This window comes from Paeniglutamicibacter sp. GQ140, assembly GCF_059759235.1.
The window spans coordinates 358115-371269 of record NZ_JCAXDW010000001.1 but is presented as its reverse complement, the minus strand read 5'-3'; the positions used below and the strand labels follow the sequence as shown (position 1 = coordinate 371269).

The window sequence follows — 13155 nt, the reverse complement described above, 5'->3', positions numbered from 1 at the left end:
TGACATGGATAGGCGGATGCGGGGCGCGGGGAGGTTCCTGGGCGATGCCATGTTGAGCCTGGCGGCGTTCGGGGGATTTGTCTGTGTCTTGCTGGTCATTCTCGCCTTTGTATTCAATGTTTCCCTGATCATGTTCAAGACCGGTTCCATGGGCCCGACGATCCTTGCCGGGTCACTGGCAGTAGTGCGCGAGATACCCGCGACGGAGATCCGGGTCGGGGATGTCGTGACCGTTGAGCGCCTGGCGGCCCTCCCGATCACGCACCGCGTGACCTCCGTGGGCGACGGTCCGTCGGATGCAGAACGAGTCATCACGATGAAGGGGGACGCCAACGAGGCGGCGGACCCGGCCCCGTACACCGTCAGCGACGTCCGGATCGTCATGGGATCCGTGCCGAACCTGGCCTACGGCGTGGTGTGGCTGTCCAGTCCATGGGTGCTTGCCCTCCTGACCCTAGGCGCGTCGGCGTTGGTCACGTGGGCGTTCTGGCCGCGCGAAACCCGGGCAGAAGGTGATGCCGGTGAGGAAGATCAGATTCGCATTCCCGGACAACCCGGGACTGGCACGCATCCTGCGCTGGTCTTCCTCATCGCACCCCTGGCCCTTGGGTTTGCTGTGGCAGCCCCCTCCCAGGCCGCCACGGAGGAAATCGTAGCCAGTGGGCATCTGAGGTTGACCACGATCGGCGACCAAGCTGCAATGGCCCATCTGGTCCCCGGGGAACCCGTGCAATGGCAAGTCGGCGTTGCCGTCGAGGACTCGCCGCCGGGCGAAGTGCGCATCGAACTGCTTGGCAGCGGGAACGCGGGACTGGGACTGCACACGGCCATTCGCTCCTGTGACCGGCGATGGGTCGCGGGGACCTGCCCCGGGGACACCGACAAGCTGCAGGGCGCGACCCCGGTTGCCGTTGACGGGATCACGCGGCAGCTGACGACCATCTCCTCGGCGGAGCAGCGTTGGCTGCTGTTCGATCTCTGGCTGCCGGCGGGCGGCAGCCCGGATGCCGCGGGCGGGCCCGTCAACTTAGAGGTGCACGCCTCCGGATCCGACGATGGCCTCACGGCTTCACCCGGACCGGCCGGCCCGCTCGCCCCCACCGGAACCAACCCGCTGTTGGCCTTGTTAGCCGCCGTGGGCTCCGTTTGTCTCGGGCTTGCACTGGCCGGGGCGGCAAAAGTGTCAAGGACGTGGAAGCGATGAAAAATGCCGCGCCGCAAGACTTGAACACGCGAAGGCAACGCCGTAGCCGCAGGCGCCTTGGCGCTGCCGCGGCGATGTGTGCCGGGCTACTGGTTGCGTTGGTCCCGCCCGCTGCGACGACGGCCGCCTGGACGGATGCCGAACACTCCTCGGCAGGCTTCTCGGCGCTGGTGGTTCCGGCCCCGGTCATCGACAGTTGCACGGCGGAGAGTATTTTGGTCAATTTGAGTCTCAGACCCAGGGTCATTCTCACCTGGCACTATCCATCGGTCGGATACACCCGTGCCGGGGCGCAATACTGGTCTGGAACCAGTGTGGCCAACCTGGCCCAGGTGTCAGAAGGAAACGGGCTTTCGACGACAGGCGCGGATCCCGGCCCCTACACCAGCACGTTCCAGGGTGGCTTGCTGGCCGGGCTTCTCGGGGGAACGGCACACGTCGGAATATCTGCCGGGCACGCGTCCGGCTGGTCTTCGAAGATTTCGACCGCCCGTGCCACCTTCCCCCTGCTCGTGGGCTCGGGCTCCTGTGTGATCACCAACGCCTCATGAGGCTGGCCGATGAAGGAGATCTCGATGTAAACCGCGGGCCAGCCGCGGCATGGAATCACGGACGCAGCCGTGGGAAAATGAATCGCCCTGTGTCCAGGACGTCCGGCTTAGGCGCAGTTGCAGCGATCCGCCACGGCCACGTCGCCGAGTGCATCCTCGATGTGTTCACCGCAGCCCGCCCAGGTCGGCTTGGCACAGCTGTCGCAGGTGATCTTCTTGCACATGTGGTGGCTCCCTTGGAGAATTTTGAACGAACTCCCTAGGAATATTACCGTTGCCCGTGCGGTTGACCTATTTGCGGATCCGCTCGTGATCCGCGGCAATCAAACCTCCCGAAGGGATGAAGCACGCATGGCTTCCGTTGAACTCAACTCCGCAAATTTTGAATCCACCATTACCGAACCGGGCACCGTGTTCGTGGACTTCTGGGCCGCGTGGTGCGGCCCGTGCCGCAACTTCGCACCGGTGTTCGAGGCCGCCAGCGAGAAGTACCCGGACATCACCTTCGGCAAGATCGACACCGAGGCCGAGCAGCAGCTGGCCGCCGCCGCCAACATCACCTCCATCCCGACGTTGATGGCTTTCCGCGACGGAATCCTGGTCTTCTCCCAGCCCGGCGCACTGCCCGCCGAAGCGCTTGAAGATTTGATCGGCCAGGTCCAGGGACTGGACATGGAAGCAATCAAGAAGGATATCGCGGCAGGCTCCAAGGCGTAATTCCCCTGCACGCTAGCGGTTCGAAGGCCCCGCCGCCGGTGGGGCCTTCGCGCTTCCACGCTCCGGTTTGTGACAGGCTTGGTGAATCAGATCGGCACCAGTTACCGGAGGAAAAGTGCAGCCCAGATTGAAGGTCGCGGAGCGGGCGAAGGTTCCGGCGTTTGAGGTCATGAACATCCTCGACCGGGTCGCCCAGTTGCGGGCAGCGGGACGCAATGTCATTTCGCTGTGCGCCGGCGAACCCGGCGACGGGGCCCCGTCCGCGGTGTCCAAGCGGGCCGCCGAGATCCATGCGGCGGGAACGCCGCTGACCTACACGCCGGCACTGGGTATCCGGGAACTGCGGGAAGCCATCGCGGGACACTACAAGCGTTGGTACAACATCAGTGTCTCTGCGGACAACGTCGCCATCACCACCGGCAGCTCCGGTGCCTTCATGCTGACATTCCTTTCCGCGTTCAACACCGGAGACAAGGTGGCGTTGGCACGCCCCGGCTACCCCGCCTATGCCAATATCCTGCGCACGTTGGGCATCGATGTGATTGAACTGGATGCCGGGCAGGAATCGCGCTACCAACCCACCGTGCAATTGCTGGAAGCGGCATGGCGGGATCATGGACGGCTCGACGGCCTAATGCTGGCTTCGCCGGCGAACCCCACCGGCACCATGGTCTCCGGAAGCGAGCTCGCGGAGCTCGCCGGGTGGTGCAAGGAGCGCGGCGTCAGGTTGATCAGCGACGAAATCTACCATGGCATCGACTATCCGGAGCAGGGATCGGAAGCCCGACGCTCGGTCAGTGCCTGGGAATTGGACACCGACACCGTGGTGATCTCCAGCTTCTCCAAATACTGGGGCATGACCGGGTGGCGTTTGGGGTGGGCGCTGGTTCCCGATGACATGCTGCCCACCGTGGACGCATTGGCCGGCAATGTGGCGCTGTGCCCGCCGGCGCCCGCTCAGTATGCCGCGCTGGCCGCGTTTAGCGAGGATTCCTATGACGAAGCTGAGGCCAGGGTTGCCGAGTTTGCGAGAACCCGCGCCGCGGTGCTGGACTCGATGGGTCGGCTCGGCTGGGGCGAGAGCGCGCCGGCCGATGGTGCCTTCTATCTGTATGCAGACCTGGGCGACCAGCTCGGTTCCCATGAAAATGCCGCCGCGTATTGCGCCGCGTTGCTCGAAGCCGAGGGAGTGGCCATTGTTCCCGGCAACGACTTCGACCATGTCAATGGGCACAGTCACGTGCGTCTGAGCTTCGCGGCCGGATACGAGGCCGTCACAGCAGCCATTGAACGGATCGTGCACTTCCAGGTCAACGCCTGACATCCATGGGAAATCGCTTCTCCTCACAGCCTTTGGCTGCCGGGACGCTTTCGCGTATCCACAGGCTGGAGGCCCAAGGTCCCCTGGCCGGTATCCAGAACCCAAGCTGAAGACTCCATTCATACAAGGAGTCCACCATGGAGCAATACACCGTCTCGGAACTTGAGGACGCACTCAAGGTCGTCAAGCGGCTGCTGCCGCCACGCTACGAATGCCTGGCCTGCTACGTCAACCGCATGCTCGACCACGGGTGCAGCGGACTGAAATGGTGCACCACCTACCGGGACCTTCGTGCACCGCGGGCCACCTCGCTGGAGCGAAAATTTCCGGAGTTGGGAGGCTATTGCGATTGCGAGGTCATGGCCAACGTGTTCAGGATCAACGACGAGTTCTGGACACGGGGTGAAGACGGGAACGTCAACGAAAGCTACGTTCCTCCATGTCACAAAGTCCGCTTGGGCACCATCCGCCCCTGCGAATTGTGGCTGATGCGCAGCGGCGTCCAGTGGGGCGGGGGAGTCTTTCGTGCCGCAACCAAGGCATCGTAACCGGGTTTGAGCGGCGGACCCGGCGCTCCCGCCCGCTACGGCTTCAGATCGTCGGGCTGCTTGATCTTCAGGTGTTCGCCCGGGATGCGGTCGCGGTCGTAGGTGATCTCCGAGTAGCCGTGCGGGGCGGGGATGCCGTCCGGGCCCATGTTCACGAACACGATCTTCTCGATGGTCAGGATGGATTGGCGGGTGATCATGTTGCGGACTTCGGCACGCATGGTCAAGGAGGTGCGGCCAAAATGGGTGGCGGTCAGGCCCATTTCAATGAGGTCACCTTGCTGCGCCGAGGATACGAAGTTGATTTCGGACATGTACTTGGTGACAGCAAATCCGTTGCCCAACTGGACGATGGCGTAGATTGCCGCTTCCTCGTCGATCCAGCGCAACAGGCTTCCTCCGAAGAGTGTGCCATTGGCATTGAGGTCTTCGGGGCGGACCCATTTGCGGGTGTGGAATGTAATGTCGCCGGCGTTCATGGCACGAGTCTATGGTGTTTGCACGTGTCGGATCGCCGTTGGCGACCCAAACCATCGGGCTGTGTCGTTTCCGCTTGAAGGAGCCCAGCGGCCAGGGGACTAACCCAGGTGGTCCATGGCTTCGCAGGGGTTGGCTCCGGGCTGGGCGCGATGGATTGCCATGGAGAGCTTGGAAACCAAGCGTGCGAGTTGCGCGCTCTCGCTTGAATCGAGCTCGGTGAGCAGGGCTTGCTCGGCAGCCGCAACGCGGGCCTCGAGCCTTTTCAGCAGGGCTGCGCCCTGCTTCGTGGCAACGATCTTCCGGGCTCGCCGGTCAGTGGGGGCCGGCACGCGCTCAACCAGTCCGGCGGCCACGAGATCGTCGAGGAGATAGGTCAGCACCGTGCGGTCGATGCCGAGGTGCGCACCCAGGGCCTGTTGGTTCGCCGGGTCGTGGTGAACCACGGTGGAAAGCATTTGGTAGCCGCGTACTGAACAGGGCATCTCCTCCACTGCCTCGGCAAAGCGCGTTTGGTGTCCGCGCAGGATCATTCCCAGGTGCCAAGCGAGATCGCCGGGAATGAGCCCCGGCAGCGGCTTGTCCGGTGCGAGGGGTGAATGCTGTAGGGAGGCCATGGCACCCATCATACCCGAATCAACGGTGTTGCGCAGATGATCTGTTCGGAATATAGTCTGTAATACAACATAAGTTTTGGAAGGCGGGACGCATGGACATCGGCGAACAAGGGGAAGCGGCTTCCCGGGGGACCATTGGCATTCTGGGTGCCGGGCGTGTGGGCACGGCGATGGCCCGTCTGGCCATTGCCGCCGGATACCGGGTCAAGGTCGCCACCTCGAAGCCGGCGGCCGACAACGAGCTGATCATCGAGATCGTCACGCCGGGCGCGGTGGCCGTAGATGCGGGCGAGGCCGCGGCCTCGGACCTGGTGGTCGTCGCCATCCCGCTGCACAAGTACAGGTCCTTGGACGCTGGCGCCCTCGCCGGTCGTGTCGTCGTCGACGCCATGAACTATTGGGCCGCCACCGACGGCGACATTGCCGACTTCGAGAAGACCCACCTGTCCTCCAGCGAGGTCGTGTCCGCCTACCTCGTCGGATCGCGCGTCGTGAAGTCCTTCAACCACATCGGATACCACGAGATGGAACCGGATGCCGCCGAGCAGGGATCGCCGAACCGCCGGGCCCTGGCCGTTGCCGGCGATGACGAAGCCGCCAAGGCAATGGTGGCCGGGTTTATCGACACGCTGGGCTTCGACTCGGTGGACGCGGGCGACCTGGCCGCGGGAAAAGCGTTTGAACCCGGAACCGACATTTTCAACGGGCGCTTCAACGCGGCCGAACTGGCGCAGGCGCTGCAGCACAGCCTGGCCACGGCCTGACCACCGTCCGCCCACACAACGAACGAGGATTGACCACATGGAAATCGGTGCCTATAGCTTCGGCGACACCCAGCGCAATACCAACGGATCCCTGCAGCCAACCGGCGAGGCCATCCGCAACCTGTTCGAGGCAATCAAGCACGCGGATGCCGTCGGCCTGGACTACTTCGGCGTGGGGGAGCACCATACCACCAGCATGCCGGCGTCATCGCCCGGCGCCCTGATCGCCGCCGCGGCGGCAGCGACGAGCCGCATCAAGCTGGGCAGCGCCGCAAGCATCATCAGCACCGACGACCCGGTGCGGATCTTCCAGCAATTCGCCACGGCCGACGCGGTCTCCGGCTGCGGGCGGATCGAGATCACCGCCGGCCGCGGTTCCTCCGTGGAGACGTTCCCGCTCTTCGGCTATGACCTGGGCGAGTACGACGAGCTCTATGCGGAAAAGCTTGACTTGCTGATGGCCATCAACAATGCCGGCGGCAACCACGTCACCTGGTCGGGTACCAAGCGGCCGGCAATCGAGGACCTGGCCGTGGTGCCGCGTCCGCTCGGTGGCCACCTGCCGATCTGGGTCGCCACCGGCGGCAACGCAAGTTCTTCGGCCCGCGCCGGCCAGCTGGGACTGCCCGTGTCCTATGGCATCATCGGCGGGGAACCGCACCGCTTTGCCCCGCTGGCCGAGCTGTACCGGCGCGCCGGTGCCCAGGCCGGGCATCCGGCAGATTCGCTGAAGATCTCGGTGGCGGCATTGGGTCTGGTCGCCCCGACCAAGCAGGAAACGCTCGAGCGTTTCTATCCGGGCTGGTACAACCTCAACGTGGAAATGGGCCGGCTCAGGGGCTGGCCGGCACCGGACAAGCGCGCCTACGACGCGCAGGCGGAGGCCCCGGGCGCATACTATGTGGGTTCCCCCGACGAGGTGGCCGAGCGCATTGTCCACCTGCATGGCTACATGGGCCACATGCGGCACTTTCTCCAAACGGACATCGGCGGGCTTCCGCAGGAGCACCTGCTGGAGTCGATCACGCTGCTGGCCACCGAGGTCAAGCCGCGCGTCCAACGACTGCTCGCGCGGAAGTAGGGTCGCCACCCGCCGTTTCGACGAAGACCTTCGTTCGCTTGGGGCCTCGAGACTCGATGGGACCCAGGTGGGTGGACCCAGCCAGGTCAACCCACGTGAGGGTAGAACTTTGGAGCGTCTCTTTGCTTGGATTGGACCTGTGGTTCCAATCCCGTCGGGTAGGTCGACTTGGGAGTCATTGGGCGGGGGCTTGGGGGAGCCGAACCGGGACTGGGGAAGCGGTCCCGCCCGGTGCGTCAAGACGGTTGATTTCTCGCGGGGGTCTGGAGCACCTGCGTGTTGGCGTGGGGATCGGGGCACATCGAATACTTCGGCGCCAGCATGTTGTCGCCGAAGGCACAGGGGCTGACCCTGCGGAAGGACGTCGATGTGGTCCGTTGCCGAGGACGACCAATGGCGCGTTTGGGGCGGGGGCGCCGGGCTGCTTGGGGGTATCCGGCCCCCCGTTCCCCCCGTTCCCCTTGATGCGCGCGGGGTCGCCGGCCAACCGCAAGACTATTTGGTGCGCCGCTGTCCCATCGCGGCTTCCGCCGCCTGCTCGAGGGTGAGGCCGTCACCCGGATCCACCAATGACAGAAACAGTGACAACGCGGCGGTGCCCAACAGCGAAGTCCGTTTTTCGTGGTCAAGCAGTGATTCGTCCACGCCCGAAATCAATCGCAGGCCAAGGCCCTCGGCCATGGCCTGCAGGAGGATGTTGAAATCCTCCATGGTCACGCCCGGCCTGAAGGACAGGCCGAAATGGTCGAATACGCTGGTGTAGAGCGTCATCCACACCTGTGACAGATTGGTGTACATGCGTGCCAGCGCTTGTGCGGAGGCGGAATCCGCCTGGGCCGTGGCCACGGCCAGCAACTGAAAACGGAAGGCAGGCAGCTCCAGCACGAGTTTGAGGTCTTCGTAGGCGACGCGGTGAACCGCCTGCGGAAAATTGCCGTCCGTGGTCAACAAGTCCTTGGCGTGCTGCGAGAGCGCCACCTGGAGACTCCAGTGCTTGTCGGCCAGCGCGTAGGAAACGAAGTCGGCCAGAAAATCCCCGTGCGAAGTCCATCGGTGACGCATCATGTTTTCACTGAGGGGAAAGTCGTCGCCGCAATTCTTCCGGGCCTTGGCCAGTACCTTTCGGCGGGATAAATACGACATGACCGGACGGGCGTCTTCTTCGTCGGCATCCAGCAACTGTTCAGACAATGCCGGTGTGAAGAGCTCGGTCGTAAGGTCGAGTGCAGCGTCAAGAAAAGCGCGGGTTTCACGGCCGTTGGCCAGGCGCTTGCGCGTCATAGAGGTGCGTCCGGATATGTTCGTGACAATCTTGGCATCGTAGAGATCCAAGGTCTGGCCGGGATTCACCTCGTCGGGTCGGCGTAGTGGGTGTTTCTTTGGTGAGATCATAAGTTGCCTGACCGATGCAAGTTTAATGAAAGGGAATTTCCTAATTCCAACGTACCGCACGGATGGCTCTTCGACGACGCGGTTGTCGAAAAAATCGGAACCTGCTGCCGGTGCACCGGACAGGGACGCTTCGGGGGGGGCGCCCATCAGGGCCGGAAGTGGTGAATTGTTCCCCTGGCTGTTTTTCGGGCGCTGCACCTGGCGTACCCTCGAGGCGTGAGGGGCAACGGGGCGGTCGTTGAATACGGTAACAGTGCCCGGGCCGACCATGGTTGCCAGGGAGTGGTTCCGGGGAGGATTGCAGGCGATGCGCAAGCTCAATGTTTTGAACAACGTGACCCTGGATGGTGTCATGCAGGCGCCGGGGCGGCCCGATGAAGATACCCGCGGCGGATTCGCCCATGGCGGGTGGGCGGCGAAATACGGTGATCCCGTTCTGGGGGAATTCCTCGGCAGGGGCATGGCAACAGAAACCGAGCTCGTCTTGGGGCGGCGGACCTACGAAGACTTTGCCTCGTTCTGGCCTGGGCAGAAGGGGAACCCGTTTACCGAGAGATTGAACAACCTGACCAAACACGTTGCCTCCCGCACGCTCACCGAGCCGCTTGCCTGGGTCAATTCGCGGCTATTGGACCCCGATGCGGTGACGGCTGTCGCATCGCTGAAGGATGAGCCCGGACCCGACCTGTTGGTCATGGGCAGTGGAAGCCTGCTGCGGTCGTTGATCGCCGGCGGGCTGGTGGACGAGTACATCTTGTTGATCCACCCGCTGATCCTGGGTGCCGGTACCCGACTCTTTTCCGGTGACCTGCCCAGTGTCGGGCTGGAGCTGGTGGAGTCGCTCACCACAACGACGGGTGTCATCATTGCGGTGTATCGGTCGGGAGCACATGGTGCAGATCCGGCCTGAGGCATGGGCTTGTGCGGCGCTTCGGGAGGGTGATGACGTTAATGCCGCAGGGGCGCCATCCATGACCATGGATGGCGCCCCTGCGGTCGGTGAAGGTGCTTAGTTGCTCGACGCGAGCACGAAGGCGGAGTCGATGTTGATGGTGACCTTGTCGCCCACCAACACGCCGCCGGCCTCGAGGGCGGCGTTCCAGGTGATGCCGAATTCCTTGCGGGAGATCTGGGTGGTGGCGGAGAAGCCGGCGCGGGTGGCACCGAACGGGTCAACTGCCACGCCGCCGAACTCGACCTTGAAGGTCACCGGCTTGGTGGTGTCCTTGATGGTCAATTCACCCTGCAGCTCGAACTCTTCCGGGGAACCTGCAACGCCGGTGGACACGAAGGTCATTTCCGGGAACTGCTCAACGTTGAAGAAGTCGGCGCCCTTGACGTGGGCGTCGCGGTTGTTGTCGTTCGAGTCGAAGGACTCGGTCTTGACGACTGCTTCGACCTTGGACGAGGCGATCGAGTCGCCCACGGTCAGGGTTCCGGTGACGTCGGTGAATGCGCCGCGGACCTTGGAGATGCCTGCGTGGCGAACGGTGAAGCCAACTTCGCTGTGCGAGGTGTCGAGGGTCCAGGTGCCGGGAATGATTTCAATGCTCATGTGGAAAGCTCCTTGTGTTGGAAGCCGGCGCGTTCACCGGTTTGCATGCTTATGTATATAAATATGACACAGGGTGATTGACGTGTCAACTATTATTTTTGCTGTTGCAACACTTCTTAACCTGCCACGGGTTCCGCTCCGCGCGGCGGCGTTGCAATTAACGCCGGGTGAACATTCGCGCGGAACCATCCTCGCGGGCCCGCGGGGGAAGGTCCCGCGTGGGCGAGGTGGGTCGTTCCGGCCCGGGTCACCGCGGGCCGCGCCGGGGTTTGCGGGTTGCGTGGCGCCTTGGGTGCAGGGGGTGGCTCCTTGGATGGCTGGGCTGTCCCGTCGGGCGGACTTTTCGTGCTCCCGGGCGGCGCGGTCAAGGTCCGCGCGTGGTGGCCGATTCTGCTTGACTGCCAAGTCAAGGCTAGGCTGTCCATAGGATTGGGCGGGTGATCCGCATCACGATGACGTGCGAGCGGAAGTCAAGAGGCAGGCAGTATATGAACGACATTGTTTTAGAGGCATTGAATATTCTCGGTGACACCGACACCGATGACTCGGGCCCGGAGGCACGGGGACGCCGTGCCCATGCGCGCGTCCTGGCCATGATCGAGTTGGCACGCGAGAGCGGGCGAAGCCGCCGGGAACAGCGAATCGCCAACCTGCTTACGCTGGCCCAGCTAGACAAGAAGGACTCTTCCGATGCCCTGCGGGAGGCCCGGCGGCTGATGTCTCTCGGCGACGATGCGACAGACTGGGCGCTGAAAGCGGCCTAGTTGCCCGGGGTGGGCCGGTTCAGTCCACCTCGAGGTGCCGGACGGCCAGTGAACGTCGACGAATTCGTCTCCACTTCATTAGGGCGGCAACGGCTTCAAGTAACCGGTGCGCAACCTGCGCGGCATAGGCTGGCCCCGAGCCATATAGAGATTGCAACGAGAAAAGTGAGATCAAATGACCCAGATCGTTCCGGTTCGCCACCTCTTCGGCCCCGGCCCCTGCAACCCATACCCGGAGGCCACCGCGGCGCTCGGACTGCCGCTGCTGGGCCACCTGGATCCCTTGTTCATAGCCCGCATGGATCGCACCGCCGAGGGGCTGCGCACCCTGTGGGGGACTAAGAACACGCGAACGCTGCCTTTGAGCGCCACCGGCTCGGCCGGCATGGAGGCATCATTCGTCAATACCGTGAAGGCTGGCGACGTGGCCGTCATCGCCGTCAACGGACTCTTTGGTGAGCGCATGTGCGAGGTCGCTTCGCGGGCGGGTGCCGAGGTTGTTCGCGTTGACCACGACTACGGAACTCCGGTCGATGCCCAGCGCGTGGCCGATGCGCACCCGAACCCCACGGTTATTGCCGCAGTGCACGCCGAAACGAGCACCGGCGTCGTTTCAGACATTGCCGCACTCGGCGCCATCAAGAAGGATGCGCTGCTCATCGTCGACGCCGTCACTTCGATCGGCGGCATGCCTGTAATGGCCGACGAATGGGGAATCGACGTGGGTTACGCCGGAACGCAGAAGTGCATCGGGGTGGCCCCGGGCTTGGCGCCGTTCACGATTTCCGACCGCGCGTTCGAGCGACGCGTGCAGAAGCCGCAGTCCTGGTATCTGGATCTTGGATTGCTTGGCGGGTACGCCACCGGGTCGGCGGGCGGCGGACGCACCTATCACCACACCGCCCCGGTCGGGATGGTGGCTTCGCTTGAGGCCGGCATCGACAGGATCCTGGCCGAAGGGCTTGATGCGGTCACCATCCGCCACCAGGCCGCGGGCAAGGCCCTGCAGGACGGGCTCGAGGAGATGGGGCTGACCCTCTTCGCCGCCGAGGGCCACCGGCTGCCGCAGCTGACCACCGTGTACGTTCCGGAAGGCGTGGATTCGGCCAAGGTCCGGTCCTACCTGCTGGAGCGCTTCAACATCGAGATCGGCGGCGGCGTGGGCAAGTATGCCAGCACCGTGTGGCGCATCGGCCTGATGGGTCCGAATGCCAACCCGACCTCGGTTGCGCTGATCCTGACGGCGCTGAAGGAAGCCATTGCCAAGGCCTAATGCGCAAGCACCTGTCCGTCCGGCCGGGTGCGGAACGTAGGCCCGGTTCGGACGGTCCCATTTAGGTTCGCGGGCCCGCGGAAGTGCGGCGATTAGTCCAGGCCGAGCCGACGCACTGTATGCAGGATGTGGTTGGACATTTCGATACGTGCCATGGATGCGTCTCCGTGCGCCAGGGCTTGCACGATCCGTTCGTGGTCCGTGTGGCGCTCGGCCGTATGTGCGCTGAAGCTCCCCCCTTCGGGGAAGGTGTTCACAAGATAGTCGCTGAGGTCCCACATGCGCCTGGAGACGGAATCGATGACCCGGGAGGCCGCCATCTCCTGGATCCGCGTATGGAATCGCCGGTTCGCCAGCCGATAGAGGCGCCCCCGGATTTTCGGATCGGGCTCCTGGTCGAGGTCGGCGGTTTCCCGAAGCGCGGTGCGCAGCCCGGCGATCTGCTCCGGCGTGCAGCGAGTCGCCGCGGCCGCGGCCACGGCACCCTCGGACGCCGCGAAGACGCGGAAGAAATCGGCTACCTCCTCGATGCTGTAATCCATCGGCCGGCATCCGACCTGGGGCACGATTTCCACGATGCCGTCGGAGGCCAGAAGGCGGAAGGCTTCCATGACCGGCTGTTTTGAAACACCGTACTCTTGCCGCAGGGCCTCGATGCCGATGCGTTTCCCGGCCGGGAAGTCCCCTTCCACCAGGCGCGTCTTGAGCGCAGAGTAAACCCGCCCGGAGAGCCTGCCGGCCACTACCTCGTGCCCGGGCCCCTCGGTCATCAGCAAACCATTCATGCGTCCATCTTCCCACCCCTCGGGGCGTGCCGTCCCTCGGCACGCTTGTTGGTAACTGGCATGCTAGCCGCTTAGTCTGAATGTGATCCACCTAATACCTCATTGG

At 63.9% G+C, this 13155-nt stretch carries 16 protein-coding genes; 10 read left to right on the top strand and 6 right to left on the bottom strand.

The window, feature by feature from the left end; all coding sequences use genetic code 11:
* Positions 1-4: 4 nt before the first annotated feature.
* Positions 5-1204 (top strand): signal peptidase I, encoded by a 1200-nt coding sequence (locus AC6CHY_RS01705; RefSeq protein WP_498225206.1) that lies wholly within the window; start codon positions 5-7, stop codon positions 1202-1204.
* Positions 1192-1755, top strand: coding sequence for a hypothetical protein (locus AC6CHY_RS01700; protein WP_498225205.1), 564 nt, complete (start codon positions 1192-1194; stop codon positions 1753-1755). The genes AC6CHY_RS01705 and AC6CHY_RS01700 overlap by 13 nt, the downstream gene beginning before the upstream one ends.
* A 107-nt stretch (positions 1756-1862) precedes the next feature.
* Here the strand turns inward: AC6CHY_RS01700 and AC6CHY_RS01695 are convergent, their stop codons facing one another.
* A complete protein-coding gene (locus AC6CHY_RS01695; RefSeq protein ID WP_498225204.1) occupies positions 1863-1979 on the bottom strand; it encodes a DUF8730 family Cys-rich protein in 117 nt (38 codons plus the stop codon).
* A gap of 127 nt (positions 1980-2106) precedes the next feature.
* On the opposite strand from AC6CHY_RS01695, the gene trxA reads away from it, so the two are divergent.
* From trxA to AC6CHY_RS01680, 3 genes are all read left to right on the top strand, one after another.
* Positions 2107-2472 carry a thioredoxin gene (gene trxA, locus AC6CHY_RS01690; protein WP_498225203.1) on the top strand — a complete coding sequence of 122 codons (366 nt, stop codon included), beginning with the start codon at positions 2107-2109 and terminating at the stop codon, positions 2470-2472.
* 115 nt (positions 2473-2587) lie between these two features.
* Complete coding sequence (locus AC6CHY_RS01685; protein WP_498225202.1) at positions 2588-3793, top strand: pyridoxal phosphate-dependent aminotransferase; 1206 nt, start codon at positions 2588-2590, stop codon at positions 3791-3793.
* 137 nt (positions 3794-3930) lie between these two features.
* The gene (locus AC6CHY_RS01680) at positions 3931-4341 is read left to right on the top strand and encodes a DUF2695 domain-containing protein (RefSeq protein ID WP_498225201.1); all 411 of its coding nucleotides are present in this window, start codon (positions 3931-3933) and stop codon (positions 4339-4341) included.
* Positions 4342-4376: 35 nt separating this feature from the next.
* Here AC6CHY_RS01680 and AC6CHY_RS01675 read toward each other — a convergent pair whose 3' ends face one another.
* Positions 4377-4820, bottom strand: a complete 444-nt coding sequence (locus AC6CHY_RS01675) for an acyl-CoA thioesterase (RefSeq protein WP_217387320.1) — start codon at positions 4818-4820, stop codon at positions 4377-4379.
* Between the two features lie 99 nt (positions 4821-4919).
* The gene (locus AC6CHY_RS01670) at positions 4920-5435 is read right to left on the bottom strand and encodes a MarR family winged helix-turn-helix transcriptional regulator (protein WP_498225200.1); all 516 of its coding nucleotides are present in this window, start codon (positions 5433-5435) and stop codon (positions 4920-4922) included.
* A 92-nt stretch (positions 5436-5527) separates the two neighbouring features.
* On the opposite strand from AC6CHY_RS01670, the gene AC6CHY_RS01665 reads away from it, so the two are divergent.
* Positions 5528-6199, top strand: coding sequence for an NADPH-dependent F420 reductase (locus tag AC6CHY_RS01665; RefSeq protein ID WP_217387322.1), 672 nt, complete (start codon positions 5528-5530; stop codon positions 6197-6199).
* Positions 6200-6236: 37 nt separating this feature from the next.
* On the top strand, positions 6237-7280 hold the full coding sequence (locus AC6CHY_RS01660; protein ID WP_498225199.1) for an LLM class flavin-dependent oxidoreductase: 1044 nt from the start codon (positions 6237-6239) through the stop codon (positions 7278-7280).
* A gap of 495 nt (positions 7281-7775) precedes the next feature.
* On the opposite strand, the gene AC6CHY_RS01655 is transcribed toward AC6CHY_RS01660, so the two are convergent.
* The gene (locus AC6CHY_RS01655; protein WP_498225198.1) at positions 7776-8870 is read right to left on the bottom strand and encodes a hypothetical protein; all 1095 of its coding nucleotides are present in this window, start codon (positions 8868-8870) and stop codon (positions 7776-7778) included.
* Between the two features lie 109 nt (positions 8871-8979).
* Here AC6CHY_RS01655 and AC6CHY_RS01650 point away from each other — a divergent pair, with 109 nt between their 5' ends.
* Positions 8980-9582: a dihydrofolate reductase family protein gene (locus tag AC6CHY_RS01650; protein ID WP_498225197.1), complete on the top strand. Its 603-nt coding sequence runs from the start codon at positions 8980-8982 to the stop codon at positions 9580-9582.
* A gap of 99 nt (positions 9583-9681) precedes the next feature.
* Here the strand turns inward: AC6CHY_RS01650 and AC6CHY_RS01645 are convergent, their stop codons facing one another.
* Positions 9682-10227 carry a YceI family protein gene (locus tag AC6CHY_RS01645; protein ID WP_217387324.1) on the bottom strand — a complete coding sequence of 182 codons (546 nt, stop codon included), beginning with the start codon at positions 10225-10227 and terminating at the stop codon, positions 9682-9684.
* 488 nt (positions 10228-10715) lie between these two features.
* Here AC6CHY_RS01645 and AC6CHY_RS01640 point away from each other — a divergent pair, with 488 nt between their 5' ends.
* Both AC6CHY_RS01640 and AC6CHY_RS01635 read left to right on the top strand, forming a co-directional pair.
* Positions 10716-10991 (top strand): hypothetical protein, encoded by a 276-nt coding sequence (locus tag AC6CHY_RS01640; protein WP_217387325.1) that lies wholly within the window; start codon positions 10716-10718, stop codon positions 10989-10991.
* Between the two features lie 175 nt (positions 10992-11166).
* Positions 11167-12264, top strand: coding sequence for a pyridoxal-phosphate-dependent aminotransferase family protein (locus AC6CHY_RS01635; RefSeq protein ID WP_217387326.1), 1098 nt, complete (start codon positions 11167-11169; stop codon positions 12262-12264).
* Positions 12265-12356: 92 nt separating this feature from the next.
* On the opposite strand, the gene AC6CHY_RS01630 is transcribed toward AC6CHY_RS01635, so the two are convergent.
* Complete coding sequence (locus tag AC6CHY_RS01630) at positions 12357-13049, bottom strand: GntR family transcriptional regulator (RefSeq protein WP_217387327.1); 693 nt, start codon at positions 13047-13049, stop codon at positions 12357-12359.
* Positions 13050-13155: the final 106 nt, after the last annotated feature.